This is a genomic window from Yersinia sp. FDAARGOS_228 (genome assembly GCF_002073315.2).
In the GTDB taxonomy this organism is placed as follows: domain Bacteria; phylum Pseudomonadota; class Gammaproteobacteria; order Enterobacterales; family Enterobacteriaceae; genus Yersinia; species Yersinia intermedia.
In genome coordinates, this window is record NZ_CP020409.2 from 225,132 (window position 1) to 247,470 (window position 22,339).

Below are 22,339 nucleotides of genomic sequence, written 5' to 3' on the forward strand. Positions count from 1 at the left end.
CACACTTAACATAGGCAATAGACACTGAAACTGGCAATGATTTTTTGTAATCAGTTAAGAAATGGGAGGAAGGCAGAATAAAAATCAAAAAAAAGCTGGCAACCGATGCCAGCTTTAGATGTGAAGCAATACAATGTTATTCGCCCGCAATCTTCATCGCAGGCAATAAAACAGAGCCACATTGAATGTTACTGCGGGTTTCGATATCACTGCCTACACTGACAATATTACGCAGCATATCTTTCAGATTACCGGCAATGGTTATCTCACTGACCGGATACTGAATCTCACCATTTTCAACCCAGAAACCCGCCGCGCCACGGGAATAGTCGCCAGTCACGGTACTGACACCTTGGCCCATCAGTTCAGTTACCACCAAACCTTTGTCCAATTGCTTCAGCATACCGGCGAAATCCTGCCCCTGACCGGCAATGCGCCAGTTATGGATACCACCAGCATGACCGGTGCTTTGCAGCCCCAGTTTGCGGGCTGAATAGCTGGTCAGTAGATAAGTTTGCAGCACCCCGTCTTTCACGATTTCCCGTTGCAGGGTACGCACACCTTCACTGTCGAACGGTGTAGAGGCCAAACCGCGTAATAGATGAGGGTGCTCTTCAATCGTCAGCCATTCAGGCAAAATCTGCTTACCCAGATGATCAAGCAGGAAGGTAGATTTACGGTAGATATTGCCGCCGCTAATCGCCGAAACCAAGTGACCAAACAAGCCGGTCGCCACTTCAGCGGCAAACAACACGGGTGACTGCATGGTCGGCAATTTACGTGGTGACAAACGGGATAAAGTACGACGAGCGCACTCTTCACCAACCCATTCCGGGCTGGCTAAATCTTCCATCCGCCGGCCAATGGTATAAGCATAATCTCGCTCCATATCGCCATTATGCTCAGCGATAACGCTGCTGGAAAGCGAATGGCGACTTGAACAATAGCTCTGCAACATGCCGTGGCTGTTGCCAAACACCTTGATACCATAATGGCTGTTAAAACTGCCACCTTCAGTATTGGTAATCCGCTTATCAGCCTGCAATGCAGCCTGCTCCGCACGGGCAGCCAACAAGATACCTTGTTCTGCATCCAGATCGCTCGGATGGAACAGATCCAGATCTGGCGCCTCAAAAGCCAGCAGCGATTTTTCTGCCGCCCCGGCATAGGGATCAGGTGAGGTATAACGAGCAATATCCAGCGCAGCCTGCACCGTGCGGGCGACGGCATCTGGATTCAAATCAGTGGTGGATGCGCTGCCTTTACGCTGCTGGTGATACACAGTAATTCCCAGCGCACCATCGCTGTTGAATTCCACGTTCTCCACTTCACCAAAGCGAGTGCTGACGCTGATCCCGGTGGTTTTACTGACGGCGACTTCGGCCGCATCAGAACCCACACGGGCCAATTCCAAAGCCTGTGCAACCGCTTGTTCCAGCGTTTTACGCTGTTCTGCAACTTGAGTGACTACTTTCATCAGTCTGCCATAATTAATGAGATAATCGTTCAGGAAAGAGTCGTAACACGACGACTTACACGGATACAATATAGAACGCCATAGTTCCGAGTCTATCAGAGATCTTGGTACTATTTCGCAGAAAGCCAACAACCTGCTACGATTAGCCTCTTTTTAAGGAATTTGACCATGAACAAACAGCCCGAAGATTGGCTAGATGAAGTCCCAGAAGATAAAAACGAAGATGACGATGAAATTATCTGGGTCAGTAAAAGTGAAATTAAACGTGATGCCGAAGCGCTGAAAGACCTCGGTACCGAGCTGGTTGAGCTGGGTAAAAATGCGCTGGAGAAAATCCAACTGGATGAAGATCTGCTGGCAGCCGTTGAACTGGCACAGAAGATCAAGAAAGAAGGCCGCCGCCGCCAGATCCAGTTAATTGGTAAAATGCTACGTGCCCGTGATGTAGAACCTATCCAAACCGCATTGGATAAGCTGAAAAATCGCCATAACCAACAAATCTCGCTGTTCCACAAGCTGGAAATGCTGCGTGACCGTTTGGTTGAAGAAGGTGATGTCGCGATCCCTACGGTGTTGGAGCTATATCCAGATGCGGATCGCCAACAACTGCGTAGCCTGATACGTAATGCCCAGAAAGAGAAAGCCACTAACAAGCCGCCGAAATCATTCCGTCAGATCTTCCAATATCTGCGTGAACTGTCTGAAAAGCAGCAATAATCGGGCGGGGCCGGGTCTGACTCGGCTCCCGACTCAAGAAGGTTAATTCACGCCATATTGAAACGCAGGCTGCCTGCTAACTCCTCTTCTGCTTCCTCAAGCAGCAGCACAATCGCACCAAAGCGGCGTTTACGGCGGTGATTGAAATGAATAAATTCAATCTCTACCGGTAAGGCTATCTCGCCCGTGACCACATCCCACAAAGCATCCAGATTGGCACCAAAATCTTCGCTCAGCGCAAATTTTTGGCAAAATACGCGGTAAAATGCAGGAAGATCAGATATATGGTCAAAATCAAATACCACTTTTACCATCTTATCACTCCATCCGAATGAAACGCTTGTAGTGATCCTGAGTTAAATAAATCAGGCCATCATTGGAGTACAGCAAACGATCGCTACCTCGATGCCCACAACGATAATTAACATCGGCTTCACGCCAGTTGCGGCCTTTCGCCTCAGGTAGTTGGCGCTCACGGTTAGAAAAACGATCACCGCCAATCGCTTTGCCTGGCAACACTTTACACAAATTGCCGTCTTTGGGATCCCAGCCCTGCGCACGCGCCTGCTGCTTGGTCAGGTAAAAATCTGGCAGGCGATGATGCACTTGTAGGTATTTAACCACCTGATGGTGCTGGGTCAATTGTTCAATCGATGCAGATGCCGCTAAAGGTGGGCGTTCCAGATCCACCGATTGGCCGATATCACGCGCTGTGACACCGCCAACCCCTTGCAACGCCGCCACTGCCAGCAACAGTATCGCGCCCAGAATGGCCATAAGTCGTTTATTCATGGTTATCCTTAACCCTCAAGCTGCCAATAACAGTTGTGCTATTCATTGCGATAACCCACGCCCACGTTTTATTCACCAATCCAATTTATAAATTGCCCAAATGCAAAGTTTTCACTTCCATAAACTCATCTAACCCCAGCACTGACCCTTCACGGCCAAGGCCAGACTCTTTAACTCCACCGAAAGGTGCCAGCTCAGTAGAAACTGAGCTTTCATTGACACCAATCATACCGCTTTCCAGCGCATCTGAAACCCGGAATACGCGTTGCAGATTCTGAGTATAGAAGTAAGCTGCCAGCCCGAACGGCGTGTCATTAGCCCGCTTGATAACTTCCTCTTCGGTTTTGAAGCGGAAGCAGGCAGCCAGTGGGCCAAATGTCTCTTCAGAGGCGACTTTCATCTGCTCATTAGCATCGGCAATAACCGTGGGCTGGAAGAAATTGCCCCCCAGTTGATGACGGCTGCCCCCCGCCAACAGGCGGCCGCCCTTCTCCAGTGCATCTTTGACGTGATCTTCTACTTTCTCCAGCCCGGCGAGATTAATCAATGGCCCCATATTGACGTCTTTATCCATGCCATTACCGACGTTTAGTTTTTTAACTTCAGTGGCTAAACGGCTGACAAACTCGTCATACACGCCATCCTGAATATAGAAGCGATTGACGCACACGCACACCTGCCCGGCATTGCGGAATTTACATGCCATCGCACCCGCAACTGCGGCATCCAAATCAGCATCATCAAACACGATATACGGCGCGTTACCGCCCAGTTCCATGGAAATTTTCTTCATGGTGGCTGCGGCATTGCGCATTAAGGTTTTGCCAACTTCGGTTGAGCCGGTAAAGGAGATTTTACGCACTTCCGGGCTGGCCATGATGGCATCACTAATGGCATGCGTATCGCCCGCAACACCATTGAGCACGCCAGCAGGCACACCGGCTTGCTCTGCCAATGCCAGTAAAGCAAAAGCGGATAACGGTGTGTTATTGGCCGGTTTAATCAATCCGGTACAACCGGCAGCCAATGCTGGCCCCAGTTTGCGGGTTAACATTGCCAGCGGGAAATTCCACGGCGTGATGGCCGCCACCACACCAACCGGTTCACGAGTGGCCAGAATGCGCGCCCCCTCTTTGGCTGGCGGAATAATTTCACCATTGGCACGTTTGGCCTGCTCACTAAACCATTGAATAAAGCTGGCGGCATAGGCGACCTCGCCTAAGGCTTCTTTCAATGGTTTACCTTGCTCAGAAACCATTATCTCAGCCAATGATTGCTGATGTTCCATAATCAACAAATACCAACGCTGAAGAATTTCCGCCCGCTGCTTAGCGGGTGTTTTTCGCCAGGCGGGAAACGCGGCGCTGGCGGCCTTAATCGCGGCTTCAGTTTCTTGGGTGCCGGATTTAGCCACTTTCGCCACTAACTCGCCGGTAGCAGGGTTATGTACGGCGAAAGTGTCCTGCGCCTGATGCCATTTACCACCAACAAAATAGCCGATGTGGTACACACCGTCGCTGTGTCGTTGCTTTTGTAAGGGGTTGCGTAATGGATCATGTAATGGGTTTTGTGCTGACATCTTGTCGACCTCCTGAGGGAAGGATGCCCCCCATCAATGGAGGGCGAGGAAGGTTGCTTCACTATGAAGTATATACCCAAAGAACTTGGAGTTGCAGGTAGGCAGCCAGTGAGCGCCGCGAACAACCCTGTGGTTTCAAGGACGAAGAGTAAGCGCGCTCTGATAACGATGCAACACATCCGCTAGCCGTTTGACTGGACGAGTCACGGAGTCAGGTGATTGAAAATCAACTAATTTCTGCTGATATTGATCCAACTCTTGTAGTAAGCGAGCAAAGTAATAGCGCCGCTTCTGGTCATTTTTGGCATTAATGACTCGATCGGCGGTATAGCGGATCTGTTTGTGAAAGGCACTCAACTCGGCGTTAACTGGGATCTCGGTGTTATTGAGCCGCTGATGGGCGATGATCAGCGTCAATGCCAGCCGATACTTATCAATATCACCGGGGAACATCATCAATAATTGATTCAGTTGTTGATACAACGCCGGTAGATGATTTTCGCTGCGGCGGGCTTTATTGGTCGTCAGAGCCGATACCGCACTGTAAACAAAGCGGTTTAGCAAGGTTCTGCCGGTTCTGTCCTTGGCATTATCGCGGATCAACATCAGCACAATCAGGGAAACAAAACAGCCGACAATCTGCCCCAACGCACTGTCGAGGAACATACTGACATTAAACTGCATCGGGTTGCTCAGCACCATAATATTGATGGTACTGGCCAATGTTCCCAGCGAGCCAAGACGGCGCTTTTGCACTTCAATACCAATAATAAATGCCAGTAACCCCAGACTGATGCACAGCAACAGCATACTTTGCTGGGTCGCAGGGATAATAAACATGAAATAGAGCGCCCCAATGGGCAGCGCCATAATCACCCCCAGCAGGAAGTCGATCGCCACCATCCGTGGATTGGGGGTACGCATTGCCAGTGAGGTCACCACCGCAATCATGACCATACAACCCGCCCCGGAGGTCCAGCCAGTCCACAGCCAGAATAGGCCGCCGATCGCCGTAGCAATACCGGTACGCAAGCCATTGATCATCGCATGATGACCTTCGGCTGAAACATGTTTGATTGGCTCGTCACCGTCCAGAATACCCTCTTCCACCCGGCTGATACTGCTGTTGGTATGAATCCCTTTTGATAGCAATAAATAGCGCGTCGCCGCCCCCACCCAACTGCTGATAGTTGCAGGGATCGCCTCACTGTGGCTACCGCCAATATATTGACGCATTTTTTTCATCTGCTGATGAATTTCAGCCGGCGTCTCTGCCGGTTCACTCAGCATCGCTTTCAGCTCGGCACTGAGTAAGTCAGGGTGATTGATCAATATCAGATAGGTTTCGCAGGCTTGAGTGATCAGTGCTAATGATGCCGTGTGCAGCACCCGTAAGCGGCGGTTGCAGCGCTGCCAGCGGGAAGATTCCATCATCAGGTAGCTGCGCATCCCATTCAGTGCCGTGGTATTTTTAACCAGATCATTCCAGGCGCGATCGATATCGTTTTTTTCTGCCGGACGAATACATAACTGCAATAATTTATATTGATCTACCAACACTTTATCGACCAGACGATCAATATCCTGCTTGATCGACCGTGGTGAAAACAGCAGATCCGCCATCACCGCGCAGACGATCCCCAGCACAATCTCGCTACAGCGCTCAACTGCAAACTGTGGTGTCAGTAAGGGTGTTTCACCGGTGGTGACAATGATAATCAGCGCGGTGTAACCCGCCAGCCCAAATGCGTAAGAGTTCTCAACCCGAACCAGTGAGGACATCCAAGTACAAACGCCAGCCCACAAACAGCAAAGCATCAGGGTTAATACCGGTGCTCTGATAGTCAGAACGATGATAACCAAACCACCGATACAACCGATGAATGTCCCGATAATACGTAGCCAACCTCGGTGACGAATCGCACCAGAGAATGGCTCACCGCCCGCAGCAAATGCCGGGCCAGCAGCAACAATAGCGGCCGTCAGCACCGACCAGCGTGGTGTTTCTAATTGCAGATGAAAGCCCAGAAACAGCGCGGCCACAATGGCAAAGCTGAGTTTGAACGCAAAGCGCAGGCGAATAAAGGTCGGGCTGGTCATCTTAGCCAAACTCGCGCAGGCGATGCATCAACTTAACAATCGGTGAAGCCTGATTAGGGTTGCGATCAGTCGCCCCGGTTATCACCACAGTCGCCGTCGTCCCTGCGGGGTAGGGATGCTGTTGATCTTCACTGTCCAAACGGATCTTCACCGGTACTCGTTGCGCCAGCCGTACCCATTCCAGATTATTGTCAATCGTCGCCAACCCTTTGCTATCGACACTGCTGCTGCTGTTGGTGACACCGGCGGAGACACTGTCGACAGTACCGTGCAAAATACGGTTGCTGCCCAGTGGGGTAATTTCCGCCCGATACCCCGCTTTAACGCCTTCCAGCTTGGTCTCTTCCAAATAGGCCAAAATATAGAAAGTATCTTTTTTCACCAGTGCAACGGCGGTAGCACCACGGTTAATAAACTCCCCGACATGAACATTCAGATTCGTCACCCAGCCTTGTGCAGGCGCACGCACGGTGGTGCGTTCCAGATCAAGTTTGGCTAAATCCCGTACTGCGATAGCTTTTGCCAACTGATGCCTGGCGGTTTGTAATCCATTGTTGGACTGGTCAATTTCTTCTTGTGACATCGCCTGAATCCCCAAACGTTGCCGCCGGCCGGACTCACGTTGTTTCTCCGCCGCCAGTGTTTGGTAATAGGCCACATCGGCCTCAGCTTCAGCCAACGCCTGCTGGTAGCGTGGTTGGTCAATAACAAACAGAATCTGCCCTTTCTGCACCAGTTGATTGTCTTTTACCGGCACGTCGGTGATCAAACCACTGACGTCCGGTGCGATAGCCACCACATCGGCAGTAAATTTGGCATCACGGGTCCAGGGTGATTCAGTATAAAAAGCCCAAACTTTGAAAATAGCGATAACCGCCAGTAAAACCACCAATAAGGTGATGCCGATACGGATTATTTTTAATGAAAAAGTACTCACGGCGACCTCAGGAAAAAAGACGGGATATTAAATAGAAAAGGCAACAATACAGCGCGGTATTAAAGAGTGCCGGATGCCAGACAAACTCATAAATACCGGTAGGTTGCAGCACACGGCGCAAAACAAAAAACAGCGCCAGCGAAACGAGCAACTCAAAAAATATTGGCGGAAAAGAGAGGCCAAATATCACCATCACCGGGAGCAACGTCATTCTGTAGATCCTTTCTATTATAGGGTGCCGGTGAACCAGCCATAAGACTAACTTATAGGTTAAACTTAACTAAGAAACATGACTGTAACTTTAGCGAGGCGAGATAACACTTCAACTGCGTGGCTTTCAAACCTAAAACGATTCTCCCGACAGCAGTATATTAGCCTGCTTATTATCACCTTATCTACGATGTGTGATCTAAATCACTTTTAAGCTACAGTTAACAATCAAGTGTTAGCAATCAAAACTGCGTAAACAATCAACTCAGGGTGAATCATGGAAAGACTAAAACGGATGTCAGTATTTGCCAAGGTGGTTGAGTGTGGGTCTTTCACTGGCGCTGCACGGCAGTTAGAAATGAGTGTGTCGTCGATTAGCCAAACAGTGTCAAAACTGGAAACCGAGCTAAATGTTAAGTTGCTAAACCGCAGTACTCGCCGTATTGGTTTAACTGAAGCAGGCCGAATTTACTATCAGGGTTGTCGGCGCATGTTGCAGGAAGTACAAGAGGTCCATGAACAACTGTATGCCTTTAACAACACGCCGACCGGAACCTTACGCATCGGCTGCTCATCAACAATGGCACAAAATGTACTGGCAACGATGACAGCAGAAATGTTGAAAGAGTATCCCGGCCTATCCGTTAATCTGGTCACAGGTATTCCGGCACCGGATTTAATTGCCGATGGTTTAGATGTGGTGATTCGCGTTGGTGCATTACAGGATTCGGGGCTATTTTCACGCCGCCTTGGTTCTATGCCGATGGTGGTCTGCGCCGCAAAAAGTTATTTAGCACAACATGGCACGCCAGAAAAACCCAGTGATATGACCAATTTCTCCTGGCTGGAATATAGCGTGCGACCAGACAGTAACTTTGAGCTAATCGCACCAGAAGGTATTACCACGCAAATATCGCCACAGGGCCGTTTTGTCACCAATGACTCACAAACCATGATCCGTTGGCTTAACGCGGGTGCGGGTATCGCTTACGCCCCGTTAATGTGGGTAATAGAGGAAATTAAACGCGGGGAGGTAGAAATACTGTTTAAAAAATACCATTCTGATCCGCGACCAGTATATGCACTCTATACCGAGAAAGATAAAATGCCGCTTAAAGTTCAGGTCTGTATCGACTATTTGACTGAGTACTTTAAACGGGTGGCCGAGGTATATCAGGGATATCGTTGAATATACCATAGCTATAGGATGCCCCGTTGGGAACTAAACGGGGCATCCTACTAACAACCCCTACGCCGTACCACCTACCGTCAGATTATCTAACTTCAAAGTAGGTTGGCCGACGCCAACTGGCAGGCTTTGGCCCTCTTTGCCGCAAACGCCGACACCTTTATCCAGCGCCAGATCGTTGCCGACCATCGAAATCTGCTGCATGGCTTCAATACCTGAACCAATCAGGGTGGCACCTTTCACCGCACGGGTGATTTTACCTTTCTCGATTAAGTACGCTTCGGAGGTTGAGAACACAAACTTACCGGATGTAATATCCACCTGACCCCCGCCAAAGTTAGGCGCGTACAGGCCATATTCCACACTGGCGATAATCTCTTCCGGTGTCGATTTACCGGCCAACATATAGGTGTTGGTCATGCGTGGCATTGGCAAGTGCGCGTAGGATTCACGGCGGCCATTACCGGTCGGTGCAACGCCCATCAGGCGCGCGTTCAACTTATCCTGCATGTAGCCTTTCAGAATACCGTTTTCAATCAGCACGTTGTACTGGCCCGGCACCCCTTCATCGTCGATAGCCAGCGAACCACGGCGGCCTTGCATAGTGCCATCGTCCACCACGGTACACAGTTCTGACGCGACCAATTTACCCATTTGGCCGCTGAAGACTGAGCTGCCACGGCGGTTGAAATCACCTTCCAAACCATGACCGACCGCTTCGTGCAACAATACACCCGGCCAACCTGCACCTAGGACTACCGGCATAGCGCCAGCAGGGGCGGCAACAGCCGACAGATTTACCAGTGCCATTCTGACCGCTTCATTGGCAAAGTTATCAGCTCGCACTTCACCATCCACAGTTTCGAGGAAGTAGTCATAGCCAAAACGGCCACCACCACCGCTGGCACCGCGTTCGCGTTTGCCGTTGTCTTCCACCAATACGCTGACCGACAGCCGCACCAGTGGGCGCACATCTGCCGCCAGCGTGCCATCAGTGGCTGCCACCAGAACCTGCTCATAGACACCGGTCAAGCTGGCACTGACTTCCTGCACCCGTTTATCGGCGGCACGGGCCACTTTATCTACCCGATGGAGCAGCGCAATTTTATCTTCGCGAGACAAGCTTTGTAACGGGTCTAGCAGTGGATAAAGCGCCTGATAGGCGACTTCACCCAAGGTATGCACTTTACCGTTACCGTTATCACGCACAATACTGCGTGCCGCATGAGCACTTTGCTGCAAAGCATTCAGGGTGATTTGGTCGGCATAAGCAAAACCGGTCTTTTCACCGCTGACCGCTCGCACGCCTACACCCTGATCAATATTGTAAGAGCCATCTTTGATGATGCTGTCTTCCAACACCCAGGCCTCGTGATAGCTGGACTGGAAATACAGGTCAGCGTAATCGAGGCGGCGCTCAGCCAACTGCCCCAATACTGAGAACAAGTCCTGATGGTTCAGCTTGTTAGCAGCGAGTAACTGCTCACTGACAAACGAGAGGCTCATAGTTTTCACTCTTTAATTAGATGATGGTTTATGCGATGACGGCAACGGAGACGGCAGGAAGCGATTGTGCTGCAATACCGGCATCTGATTACGGATAATGTTCAAACCTGTGGTTTCAATTTTTACTTTTAAGGCAGCAACCGCATCTGGGTTCTGCCCCAATATTTTACCCCAGGCATCAACCGCCATAGTGTGGCCCCAGGTGCGGCGAGTGGCGCCATGACGCCCTACCTGTGCCGCAGCCAGTATCACGCACTGGTTTTCAATCGCCCGTGCGCGCAATAAAATCTCCCAGTGAGCTTCACCGGTCATTTTGGTAAAGGCCGATGGCACTGAAATAATCTCAGCCCCCTGCGCCCGCAAAGCCTGGAATAAGCCAGGGAAACGTAAATCATAACAAACCGTCATGCCTAAGCGACCTACCGGCGTATCAACCACCGTTAGTTGTTCACCCGGCTGATAGGTATCAGACTCACGATAACGGCCATGAATATCGTTAATATCCACGTCAAACATGTGAATTTTGTCGTAACGGGCTTTCAGTTCGCCCTGATCATCAAACAGCAAGCTACTGGTGGTGATAAGATCCGGTGATTCGCGGCTTATCATCGGCATCGAGCCCACTTGAATCCACACCCCGTAATGGCGTGCCATCTCACGAATTTGCTGTTGCAGCGGCCCGTCGTTATGTTGCTCGGCATGGTGACGATAAGAGGCGGCATTGGCAAATAACAATGCATTTTCCGGCGTCATAACCAGTTTAATACCAGAGTTTAACTGTTTGATCTGCTGCTCAATTTGAGCCAGATTGTCACGGGTATTTTCACCGCTGCATAACTGTAATAATGCAACATTGGCATTTTTCATGGCGCCTTACTCTCCTTTAGCTGGCGTAATACTTCATGGATGGTTGGTTGATCCAAACTACCGGTAATCTGGTAACGAATCAGCGAAACCTTGCTCCATAATGGCCCTAAAATCTTCGAGGCAGCAAACACCGCAGCCCCAACCACTGGGTTGATCGCAAAGGCTGTTGCGACGCCGACAGTGGCAGAAATCTCTGGTGTAATAACCGCTTCCATGGCTATCTGGCGTTTAGCCAAGTCAACATTACCACTCATGGCAATATCGGCCGCCAAGCCATCCACCACTAAATCATTGGTATGCATTACACCATCTTTAATATTGGCCGTGCCCCGAATTGAATCAAACGCAAAGTCACGACTAAACGTATCACTAAAATCAAGCTGGAGCTTACGTAATAGTGCGTCAAAACTAACCAATCGCAGTAGCTGACCGGCGCGCCCGCCACCGAGATCACTCAGTTGGCCTCTGCCCAATCTACTCTTTAATGTCCCATTCAGGGTATTAATCTGTGGCTGCCACGGAACACCGCGCCAGTTAACATCGGCATTGATATCAAAAGAGGCATCTTTTATCGGTGTTGTCAGGCCGAAGAATGAAATGGTTTCATCGATCTTCGGCCCGCTCAGCGCGATGTTAAGCGCGGTTTTATCACCATTGCGGTCTTGCTGCCATTCGCCGGAAACTTTAGCCCGCCCATTGCCAGCCTCAATCAAGCCGTTAGTTAACACCAGCACCGAGCCTTGCGGCGTCAGGTCAGCGTTAATACGCCCGACATTCTGCCCCAAAATCCAACAGGATTTGCAGCGTAATTGCAGCGCAGGCCAATCACGGAACGAAATCTTACTGGGAGCTTGTGGCTCCTGCAACGCAGCTTGCGCCAGAGGATCTTGTGCTTCGTGCGTGGTCCATTGCGGGTTGTAATAAAGATAATTAATATCGGCACGCCATGGCCCATGTTCGGCCATCAGCAGGCTACCATCCACTTCCTGACCTTTTGCCGTGACCTGAGTACCGGTTAATAATGGTTCAATCAGCAGTGTCAGTTGGTGCCAGGCCTGCCCACCGACCAAAAGCTGTGGCGTCTGTAAGGTCAGCCGGGGAGGAAGCGTGACATTGGATGCACTGCCTGTTATTTTTGGTGGCGCTGATGAGCTAAAAGGTGCACTGACACGGGTAAACTCCGGTGCCAGCAACGCCAACCAACTCTCGCCATCCAGTGCCGGCAGTTTGAGAACTAAACCTTTATCCTCCGGCAGTGGCGGGACTTTTTTACTGTCGGCTTGCCAGATAGCCCGCGCCAACTCTACTTGTTCTTTTTGCAACAACCACTGGCTGTTGAACGTATTGTTGCTGCCAGCACTGCCTGAGAGGGTAAACGCCTCCAGCCCACCCACCACCTGTACATGCATGGGTAATGCCTGACCGCTTGTTTTATCCAGCGGAGAAGGTAAGTGACTGCTCACTTTCTTCAAGTCAGCCGTCACATCAACTTTATAGTCTGGCTTGCCATTTTTCGGTAGTTGCACCGCGACTTTACCCTGCCAATTGGCGCTACCACTGAGCAATTTTGCTACATCAGCGGGAACACCGGGTAATTTGGCCGGTAACCAGTCACCACCCAATCCAACATTCACCAAAAAGTTTTTTGGTTGCTCTTGTGTAGTGAAATCAACCGCCAATGGCTGCCCAAACCAGTTCGCGGATAAGGTATCGCTAGCGAGATTGCCATCGTTAAAGCGGAACTTGCCACTGATGTTTTCCAGTTGGCTTTGCAATGGCTTCACCAACAGGCTGTTGTTGTTGAGCGTCACTTCACCGCTGGCATGGGTGATAAGGCCCTCTTCCAAGGGGATATCCAGATGTAAGCGCCCACTAACTTTACCACCGACTTGCAGCTCTTCCAGCGTTTGCGCCACGGAATCATTCAGCGGTGTCTCCGTAAAGTAGTCATGGACATCGCGCCCTTCGCCAACCACTTCGGCGTCGACATACAGCTTTTCTTTCAGATAGTCGGGGATAATAGCGCTGATATTACTGCCGGTGACCTTTCCCAACATCGCGTGAGGGGCATCCATCCACAAACCTTCGTTGAGGAAATCAAGATCAATGGCTAAATTCTCTAACGCAGGCCAATCTGGTTGGAATTGGAAGGTGGCGTTACGCAGTGGCACATAAACCTGGAACTGGCCTTCTTTCTTTTTATAAGGGAAATCATGAGGATTGCCATTATAGATAAGTGTTGCGTTGTCTACCTGCCCACCCTGTAACGCCTCGGTCAGATAGTCCACCAGCTTCTTGCCCATCAGCGGCTCAGGGAAATAGCGCCATGCATTGGTCGCATCATACAAGCGAATACCGGTCAGAATTTTCAGCCACGGTTGCCCTTTATCGGGTTGCTGATAGCGGAAGCTGCCGTTGCCCCACAGCGATTTAGCTCTGACATCTAACTGGTCACTCCACAGTTCCCAGCCTTTATCATCAATCTGCCAGTTGACTGCACCACTGGCCTGACTAACCTCCAGCGGCGCGCGGAACATATCACCATAGGGTAATGTGCTGTCTTTGAGATTGATATCCAACCGCCCAAGCGCTGCGGAACCGCTCAGCGCACCGGCAAAATTATTAACCCCCGGCAACAAATCCCAGTGTTGCCAACTGATATTGTGCCATTTGGCCTGAAAACGGGTTTTTTCTGGTTGGCTGATAGGAATGTCCAATGCCAATGCATCGATATTCCCTTGTGGCCGTAAATCCGCCCAACGGTTCATTAGCTCTGGGGTAAAAAGTGACAAGGTCGGTAACAGTGGCCCCACCCGCTCCAACTGAATATTAGTGGCGCGAATGCGTAATTCCTGAGATTGGTCTGGGCCAATAAACTGCGTATTTTCCGGTAACCACAGTGCCGATAAATGCCCTTTAGGCCATGCCTGACCATCGGTTTTCAGACTTAGCTGCGGGGCATCAATCTGCCAGCCATTACCCTGACGGTGGCCTTCCAACACAAAATTATCTACTGCCAACTGATGTGATTTGCCCGCGACAGTCCAATTGGCCTGCCCCTCACTGAGTAGCACATTACCACTGTAAATCGCGCCACTTTTGATACTCAGCCAGGCCGCCAGGCTAAATTCTGCATTATCCAGCCCAGTATTGGTACGCAGCCAGCGACTGATCCACGGTTTCAGGTCGATATTGTCGGCCTGCATATAGACCGTGCCGTTATTGAGGATGCCTTGATTATCGTGTAGGTCCATCCGCACCTGCACCGCACCGTGCTGACCATTAATGGTCGACAAGCTGATTTGCCCTTCGGCGCGATGCCGGTTCAGGGAGTTAAGCCAGGTGAGTTGCGGGATCTCTAATTCCGCGCGGGGACCAGAAGGCGTGAGAAATGAGACACGGCTATTACGCAGATCAAAGTGATCTAATTGGCGCAGGAAGATATCACTAAGATTACCCGTTTCAAGATTGCGGCTGCTGTTTTGCTGCATATCCAACGTAGTGTGCAAATCTAACTGCAATTGATAGAAGGTCATATCACGGAACTGCCAGCGCCAGTGCAACAGTGACTGCCACACATCAAGCGCAAGGGTCACCCGCTGCACCTGCCAGTCGGCTTTCGGCAATTTAGCGTGAATATCGCGCAATTCCAACGTTGGGCCAAACGGTTCCCACGATCCCTGCATGAACCCCACTTCCAGTGGAATACCGCTGATGGACTGAACCTTGGCCACGATTTGCAGACGATAGTCGTTGATGAGAGGCAGCATCATGCGTAGCCCACTGACCAACAGTGCCACCACAACAATCATTGTGGCGCCTGTCGCAAATATTATCCTGGGCAGTCGCCTCACACATCTCTCCTTGCCATCCGCTGCACGAATGGCAGCGGAAAATCTTACATCATCACCACATCAAACTGTTCTTGGTTATACAGTGGTTCAATCTGCACTTTGACCTGCTTACCGACGAAGATCTCCACTTCAGCCAGAGCATGTGACTCTTCACCTTTCAGTGCTTCTCCTACCGCTGGAGACGCATAAACCAGGAAGCGATCAGAATCGTAAGCGTGGTGCACTCGGACAATTTCACGCAATATCTCATAGCACACGGTTTCCACCGATTTAACGGTGCCACGGCCACGGCAGGTTGGGCATTCGTTGCATAAAACATGCTCGATGCTCTCTCGTGTGCGCTTACGCGTCATTTCGACTAAGCCTAGCTGAGAGAAACCATTAATACTGGTTTTTACCCGATCTTTACTCAATGCCTGTTCTAATGAATGCAATACACGCCGACGATGCTCTTCATTACTCATATCAATGAAATCAATAATGATAATCCCCCCCAAGTTACGCATGCGTAGCTGGCGGGCGATGGCCTGAGTGGCTTCAATATTGGTATTGAAAATAGTCTCGTCGAGATTACGATGACCCACAAAAGCACCGGTGTTGATATCCACGGTAGTCATGGCTTCTGTTTGATCAATAATCAAGTAACCACCTGATTTTAGCTCAACTTTACGTTCCAATGAGCGCTGAATTTCATTTTCGACATCGTAGAGATCGAAAATCGGCTGTTTGCCTGCATACAGCTCCAGCTTTGCGGTCATCTCAGGAATGTATTCACTGGTAAATTCCACCAGCAGGTCATAAGTCAGCTTGGAGTCGACTCGGATTTTATCCAGTGCCGCACCGGCAAAATCACGCAGTACGCGTTGCGCCAGTGCCATCTCGCCATACAACTTATATTTGGTGATATTGCGCTTCTTCCGCTCCTGGACTTTAGTCCACAGCCGTTTGAGGAAGGCAGCATCTGCCGATAGCTCTTCTTCACCAATTCCTTCGGCGGCAGTACGGATAATAAAACCGCCCTGTTCATCGCAGTAGGCCGCCACAGTTTTTTTCAGGCGTTCGCGTTCTGCTTCGCTTTCAATTCGCTGCGACACCCCAACATGGGCAGCTCCCGGCATAAGTACCAAATAGCGGGAAGGTAACGTGATATCCGTGGTCAAACGTGCACCTTTGGTGCCAAGAGGGTCTTTCACCACCTGCACCATTAAATCCTGCCCCTGGCGCACCAGTTCAGCGATATCGCGCACATTGAAATTTTTCTGTTCATCCCCAGCCACGCATTCGGTGTGGGGCATGATATCGGAGGCATGGAGGAAGGCGGCCTTATCCAGACCAATATCGACAAACGCCGCTTGCATGCCCGGTAAAACGCGGCTGACACGACCTTTGTAGATATTACCGACGATCCCTCTTTTCGCTTCTCGTTCAATGTGTATTTCTTGCAAGATGCCACCATCAATGTAGGCAACTCGCGTTTCAGACGGTGTGATATTGACCAGTAATTCAGCTGTCATGTATTCCTCTCACATTACGTAGCGCAATGAAATTACTTAGTAATTCATGGGTTTCTACCAACGGCAGCCCCACTACGGCGTGGTAACTGCCGGTAATGGTTCTGACGAAACAACCACCTTTCCCCTGAATACCGTAAGCGCCCGCTTTGTCCATGGGTTCACCGGTAGCAATATAGTCACTGATTTCCAACTGGGATAACACACGAAATGTCACATCTGTCACCACCATGGCAGATAACACATCTTGCCGATCAGCCAGAGACACCGCAGTGATCACCTGATGTTGCTGACCGGACAGCGCACTCAATATTCGCTGCGCATCGGCTTTATCCCGTGGTTTTTCTAAAACTTGCCCATTTAACACCACAATGGTATCGGCCCCTAATACCGGCAGATCCTGTGGTGCGACCTTTACCCCTGCCTGAGCTTTCTCCAACGCTAAGCGCCGGACATACTCTTGCGCACTCTCCTCTGGATGGCGTTGCTCTTCAACCTCAGTTTTCAGTACCTCAAAAGGGACATTAAGCAGTGCCAGTAATTCACGGCGACGCGGAGAGCCAGAGGCAAGATACAGGGCGGTCATGAGTCTAAAGTCCTTATTGCACCGCAAATTGGCGGCGAATTTTACGCATTAACAAGAATAGCCAAGGCCACAAAATACCGTTAATTACACTACTCCAGAATACTTCTGGGCGGAATGAGACATTAATCACTAAAAACTCAGACCAAAACACCACGACATCCATGGTGAGTGAAAGCAGCATCACGATGAGCGCCTGCTGCCACAGTGCCATATTGCGGAATAGTTGAAACTTAAAAGCGACCAGATAAGCGATAATACTGAGTGCCAGCGCCCTTACCCCAAGTGTTGAACCCAAAATAAGATCCATAATCAGCCCAAGGACAAAGCCGGTGCCAACATTCACTCGATGGGGTAATGCCATCACCCAGTAGATTAAAACCAATGCTAACCATGACGGCCGGAACATATAAATCTGTTCCGGCCACGGCATAATTTGCAGCACCATGGCAATCAGGAAGGATAACCAGATAACCCAACGACCATTGCTGCTGTAACGGTTCATGGCGATACTCCCGGCGCAGTCACTGCTGTTGGTGTGGTAGGCGTAGCGGCCGGTGGTGCCGGTGGCCCCATCGCATCTGCGGCAGGCAGCACTTGTGACATCATCGGAGCCAGTCGTTCATTGGCTACGCGGCGAACTTCAGTTGGCGGCAATGGCATCTCACCATTACGGTCAGCCCCCCACAATAGCAACAAGTAGCGCAGGCGCTGTAAATCAGCGGTTGGGCGAGCCTGAATCACAGTATAAGCCCGCTGGTTATCAACTTTGACAGAAGAGACCACTGCGACCGGATAACCTTCGGGGAAACGCCCACCCAGCCCGGATGTCACTAATACATCACCAACACGAATATCTGTATTGCTGGGTAAGTGCTCCAGTAATAAATCATCGGTACAACCACTCCCTGCGGCAATTACGCGAATATCATTACGTAGCACCTGAATCGGTAGCGCATGGGAGGCATCACAAATTAATAATACGCGGCTGGTTAGTTTACTCACCGCGACAACCTGGCCTACGACACCACGGTCACTGATAACCGGCTGGCCTTCGTATACCCCGTTGTTAGAACCTTTATCGATAACCACCTGATCACTATAAGGGTCTGTCCCACTGGACATCACCTGCGTGACCATTTTTTGTTCATCCTGACGCAAAGGAGAACCGAGTAACTCACGTAAGCGGTTATTTTCCTGTTTAAATTGCCCAAGCAACTGTAGATCAGTATTTTTAAGCAACAGCTCTTGGCGTAACGCACGGTTTTCCAGCTCTAGCTGTTCACGGGTAGCCAGAGTTTCAGAAACGTTGTCGAGAACTTTGCGTGGCCCATTGGCCAGAAAATAGAAAGGGCTAACGGCGGTGTCCATATAGGTACGTATTTTGACAAACGTGCCCAACCGGCTATCAGCGATAACCAAAACAATAGCGGCAAGAATGGCAAAGAACAGTCGCAGTTGCAGGGATGGACCCCGGCTAAAAATCGGCTTCATAAATTATGCGTATTCCTCGACGACAAAAGGAGGCGCTAAATCGGACGAACTAACCCTTCTTACCTTATGTAAGATGGATAGCGATTCATCTGACTTAGTTCTCCTCCTTTTTGGCTGACTATTATTCTTCGCTGAACAAATCGCCGCCATGCATGTCGATCATTTCCAACGCTTTGCCACCGCCGCGAGCGACGCAGGTCAATGGGTCTTCTGCCACTACGACTGGGATACCGGTCTCTTCCATCAGCAGGCGATCCAGATTACGCAGCAATGCGCCACCACCGGTTAGCACCATACCGCGTTCAGAGATGTCAGAAGCCAATTCTGGCGGGCATTGTTCCAGTGCAACCATTACCGCGCTAACGATACCAGTCAGCGGCTCTTGCAGCGCTTCAAGGATCTCATTGGAGTTCAGTGTAAAGCCACGAGGCACACCTTCAGCAAGGTTACGACCACGCACTTCAATTTCCAGAACTTCATCACCCGGATAAGCAGAACCGATGCTGTGTTTGATACGTTCAGCAGTCGCTTCACCAATCAATGAACCGTAGTTACGGCGCACATAATTAATGATCGCTTCATCAAAGCGGTCGCCACCGATACGAACAGAAGAAGAGTAAACAACCCCGTTCAGAGAGATAACGGCCACTTCTGTGGTACCGCCACCAATATCCACGACCATTGAACCTGTTGCTTCAGAAACCGGCAGACCGGCACCAATAGCAGCAGCCATAGGCTCTTCAATCAAAAACACTTCACGAGCGCCAGCGCCCTGAGCGGATTCACGGATCGCACGGCGCTCAACCTGAGTAGCCCCGACCGGTACGCACACCAATACACGCGGACTTGGGCGCATAAAGCTGTTGCTGTGAACCTGCTTAATAAAGTGTTGCAGCATTTTTTCGGTGACAAAGAAATCGGCAATAACGCCGTCTTTCATTGGGCGAATAGCAGCGATATTGCCTGGGGTGCGCCCAAGCATCTGTTTAGCATCATGGCCCACAGCCGCAACGCTCTTTGGTGAACCGGCACGATCCTGGCGAATAGCAACCACTGAAGGTTCATTCAGTACAATGCCTTGTCCTTTAACATAAATAAGGGTATTGGCGGTACCCAAGTCGATGGACAAGTCGTTGGAAAACATGCCACGAAATTTCTTAAACATAACGAAAGGATAATCCTGCAAGCTGGGGGCGGAAAATAAAATCCGCCTACTTTACCAACCACACGAAGCAGCGACAAGGCGCAAAAACGTCCTGATTCGGTGAAAAAGTAGCTGCGTTGTTGACATCTCGCTCCACTCAGAACTTATGTCGCTTGAAAAGGTTGAATAAACCCTCCACACAACACAGATTCTGCGTAACGACCGGCGTAACACAGCACATAAAATCTAACATTTAACCTGATTCTCGTCGGAAGTAAGCGCCCACCAACGATTTACGGAAATGACTGGCACATTCTACGTTAATTTTTGCTCAACGATCAGGCTAAACATAGCCCTAATACGAATATTTTTTCTTTCCGGGGTTCAAAAGCGTTGGCAGAGCAAAAAAATTGCCCTGTCCACCGTAAATCCCCTTATCCTTCAGCGTTTGCCATTCTTCACGGGTAAGCACTCCTGCGGCAAAAACTTTTGTATCCGTCCCCGCACAAGCACCCGTCAGGCTTTCCACAAACAACTGATTTTCATAACGTAAATTAATGCTTCTTACTAACCCAGGATGAAGTTTAATCATTTCAACCCGTAGCGATTTGATGTAAGAGGTGCTAACAACCGTTAATCCGGCCTGCGACACCATCACCTTGCAGCCCACACCGAGCAATAAACGCATCATCGGACGGATTCGGTCGATATGTTGACACACATCTGCCTCTGCAAGTTCAAAGATAATTCGCTTTCTATCAGACTTTCTGCATTGTAATAGCGTATCACGCAGCCAACGCTGAAAAGAACGCTGCAATAATGAATCAACGCAGATAGAAAATGCCAGAGTTTCGTCCGGCCATAAAGCTAATAAAGGAATTATCCGATCAATTTTTTGACGGTCGTAACGCTCCGCCAGGCCAAGCAATTGCACTAATGGTGTATATTCAGCGGCTAACAACTCTTGCTCACCATCATAGATACGGCTGATTATTTCACGGTGATGAATTTTACCGTCAACAGTAATCACCGGCTTCTGATAAAGCCTTGGCCCGCCGTTAGCCAGCGTCTGCTCCAGTAAAGTGCGCCATTTGACACTACCACGCCCTTTTTCTGACACTTGAGTATCGAATACATACCAGCCATTCCCCCCATACATCGCCGCATTTTTGGTCGCTTGTCCAGCATTATCCATAATCTGTTCAACTGACTCCCCACTGCGATACGCCACAATCCCCATATGCAGCAATGATTCGCGGTCAATAACATGGGGGTCAGGTAACGCCCCAACCGCATGAACCAATTGAGCAGCCATAACATCCGCATCTTTTAGCGTTTTATGGGGCAACAAAATCGCGATATCACTACGATGGTAGCGCGCCAGTAACGCCGAGGGATGGCGGGCAACAAAAGAAGAAAGCAGGTTAATCAACGACCGCATCAGTTCTTGTACCTGCTGATGATCATCAGTTTCATTTAAACTTTCAAAATCAGGTAACTGCACCATCATGACTATCCCATGGGCACCCTCTTCCTCCAGTTGGGTAGTCAGTTGATTATCAAAAAACTGGCGATTGCTGAGACCGGTTTTGGCATCTTGTGCCGCAAAAGTGCGAATAAGCGTATCAACACGGTTACGCTCCTCCCTCACTTCCATCAACTCGGCCAATAGCCGGTCAATGGCACGACTGGCACAAGGTGGCCATTCATGCCCGTCGCTACTGATAGCATATTCACGTTCGCCGTTAAGAATACGCCTTGCTCGCCGTTCAAGTTTTTCCTGCCCTGCGGTTTGATCACGCAACCAGCGGAAACTCAGCAATAGCGCCATGGCAATCACTATAACCACCAGCGATAAAACGGCCGCAGCATAAAGAGAGCGGGTATAGCTGTTCAAGGGGTCAATATAGGTGAAATGCATCGATGCCCCAGGTTGATGCAGCATCGGTACCACCATGTTGCGGTATCTACTTCCGCTATTCCAAGGCGTATAAATTGCAGGGAGTTTGAGATGATACAGCGTGCGGTCTTGATCTTGGACGCTGAGCTCCACCACACCGATAGTTCGCATCATGATAGGCAACCACTCGCGCGCTTTATCCGCCGGTTGCAGCAGAAGCGACTGATCATAAGCTGTCACGATACTTTGGAGACGGTGCTCCATTTTTTTCTGGCATAAATAGAAGAAACTTACCGTGCTACCCAGTAGCACCAAGCACATAGCCGAGACCACTAGTAGCGTCATAAACGCAGAAAGTTTGGTTGTAAATTGCATCCCTTAGCCTTGCGAAGCGCAATTAAGTGAAGAAAAATCCTCATGTCCCTTGAGGAGCACACTATATGACAAAAATAGGCTATAAAACTGACTTTTTACTTCAT

18 protein-coding genes are annotated in these 22,339 nt (G+C 50.0%); 2 read left to right on the top strand and 16 right to left on the bottom strand.

The genetic code is table 11. The features are described 5' to 3' along the window. Window positions 1-136: 136 nt before the first annotated feature. The gene (gene pmbA / locus A6J67_RS01075; protein ID WP_042569001.1) at window positions 137-1,477 is read right to left on the bottom strand and encodes a metalloprotease PmbA; all 1,341 of its coding nucleotides are present in this window, start codon (window positions 1,475-1,477) and stop codon (window positions 137-139) included. A gap of 168 nt (window positions 1,478-1,645) precedes the next feature. Here pmbA and yjgA point away from each other — a divergent pair, with 168 nt between their 5' ends. Next, window positions 1,646-2,194, top strand: a complete 549-nt coding sequence (gene yjgA, locus A6J67_RS01080; RefSeq protein WP_005188531.1) for a ribosome biogenesis factor YjgA — start codon at window positions 1,646-1,648, stop codon at window positions 2,192-2,194. Window positions 2,195-2,241: 47 nt separating this feature from the next. Here the strand turns inward: yjgA and A6J67_RS01085 are convergent, their stop codons facing one another. The 6 genes from A6J67_RS01085 to aaeX all read right to left on the bottom strand — a co-directional run bounded on the left by A6J67_RS01085 (window position 2,242) and on the right by aaeX (window position 7,813). After that, on the bottom strand, window positions 2,242-2,508 hold the full coding sequence (locus tag A6J67_RS01085) for a barstar family protein (RefSeq protein ID WP_050073832.1): 267 nt from the start codon (window positions 2,506-2,508) through the stop codon (window positions 2,242-2,244). Between the two features lie 4 nt (window positions 2,509-2,512). Next, window positions 2,513-2,986, bottom strand: a complete 474-nt coding sequence (locus tag A6J67_RS01090) for a ribonuclease (RefSeq protein ID WP_032906977.1) — start codon at window positions 2,984-2,986, stop codon at window positions 2,513-2,515. 85 nt (window positions 2,987-3,071) lie between these two features. Beyond that, on the bottom strand, window positions 3,072-4,565 hold the full coding sequence (locus A6J67_RS01095; protein ID WP_050288510.1) for an NAD-dependent succinate-semialdehyde dehydrogenase: 1,494 nt from the start codon (window positions 4,563-4,565) through the stop codon (window positions 3,072-3,074). 135 nt (window positions 4,566-4,700) lie between these two features. Beyond that, entirely contained in the window at window positions 4,701-6,665 is a 1,965-nt protein-coding gene (gene aaeB, locus A6J67_RS01100) for a p-hydroxybenzoic acid efflux pump subunit AaeB (protein WP_080608022.1), read from the bottom strand. A 1-nt stretch (window position 6,666) separates the two neighbouring features. Continuing rightward, entirely contained in the window at window positions 6,667-7,602 is a 936-nt protein-coding gene (gene aaeA / locus A6J67_RS01105) for a p-hydroxybenzoic acid efflux pump subunit AaeA (protein WP_042568998.1), read from the bottom strand. 7 nt (window positions 7,603-7,609) lie between these two features. Then, window positions 7,610-7,813: a p-hydroxybenzoic acid efflux pump operon protein AaeX gene (gene aaeX, locus A6J67_RS01110; protein ID WP_005188547.1), complete on the bottom strand. Its 204-nt coding sequence runs from the start codon at window positions 7,811-7,813 to the stop codon at window positions 7,610-7,612. Between the two features lie 276 nt (window positions 7,814-8,089). Between aaeX and aaeR the strand changes: the two genes are divergently transcribed. Next, complete coding sequence (gene aaeR / locus A6J67_RS01115) at window positions 8,090-9,001, top strand: HTH-type transcriptional activator AaeR (protein WP_005188550.1); 912 nt, start codon at window positions 8,090-8,092, stop codon at window positions 8,999-9,001. Between the two features lie 60 nt (window positions 9,002-9,061). Here the strand turns inward: aaeR and tldD are convergent, their stop codons facing one another. The 9 genes from tldD to csrD form a co-directional block, all read right to left on the bottom strand. Beyond that, entirely contained in the window at window positions 9,062-10,507 is a 1,446-nt protein-coding gene (gene tldD, locus A6J67_RS01120; RefSeq protein ID WP_005188553.1) for a metalloprotease TldD, read from the bottom strand. A 12-nt stretch (window positions 10,508-10,519) separates the two neighbouring features. Continuing rightward, the gene (gene nit1 / locus A6J67_RS01125) at window positions 10,520-11,374 is read right to left on the bottom strand and encodes a deaminated glutathione amidase (RefSeq protein WP_042568997.1); all 855 of its coding nucleotides are present in this window, start codon (window positions 11,372-11,374) and stop codon (window positions 10,520-10,522) included. Further along, window positions 11,371-15,228, bottom strand: a complete 3,858-nt coding sequence (gene yhdP / locus A6J67_RS01130) for an AsmA2 domain-containing protein YhdP (protein ID WP_050296877.1) — start codon at window positions 15,226-15,228, stop codon at window positions 11,371-11,373. The genes nit1 and yhdP overlap by 4 nt, the downstream gene beginning before the upstream one ends. Window positions 15,229-15,272: 44 nt before the next feature. Beyond that, window positions 15,273-16,742: a ribonuclease G gene (gene rng / locus A6J67_RS01135; RefSeq protein WP_032906980.1), complete on the bottom strand. Its 1,470-nt coding sequence runs from the start codon at window positions 16,740-16,742 to the stop codon at window positions 15,273-15,275. Continuing rightward, the gene (locus A6J67_RS01140) at window positions 16,732-17,325 is read right to left on the bottom strand and encodes a Maf family protein (protein ID WP_005188561.1); all 594 of its coding nucleotides are present in this window, start codon (window positions 17,323-17,325) and stop codon (window positions 16,732-16,734) included. The genes rng and A6J67_RS01140 overlap by 11 nt, the downstream gene beginning before the upstream one ends. Window positions 17,326-17,338: 13 nt before the next feature. Continuing rightward, window positions 17,339-17,827: a rod shape-determining protein MreD gene (gene mreD / locus A6J67_RS01145; protein WP_032906981.1), complete on the bottom strand. Its 489-nt coding sequence runs from the start codon at window positions 17,825-17,827 to the stop codon at window positions 17,339-17,341. Beyond that, a complete protein-coding gene (gene mreC / locus A6J67_RS01150; protein WP_005188564.1) occupies window positions 17,824-18,816 on the bottom strand; it encodes a rod shape-determining protein MreC in 993 nt (330 codons plus the stop codon). Before mreC ends, mreD begins: the two co-directional genes overlap by 4 nt. 121 nt (window positions 18,817-18,937) lie before the next feature. Then, window positions 18,938-19,981 (bottom strand): rod shape-determining protein MreB, encoded by a 1,044-nt coding sequence (mreB, locus tag A6J67_RS01155; RefSeq protein WP_002228205.1) that lies wholly within the window; start codon window positions 19,979-19,981, stop codon window positions 18,938-18,940. 334 nt (window positions 19,982-20,315) lie between these two features. Then, window positions 20,316-22,235 (bottom strand): RNase E specificity factor CsrD, encoded by a 1,920-nt coding sequence (gene csrD, locus A6J67_RS01160; protein WP_050073824.1) that lies wholly within the window; start codon window positions 22,233-22,235, stop codon window positions 20,316-20,318. Between the last annotated feature and the right edge of the window lie 104 nt (window positions 22,236-22,339).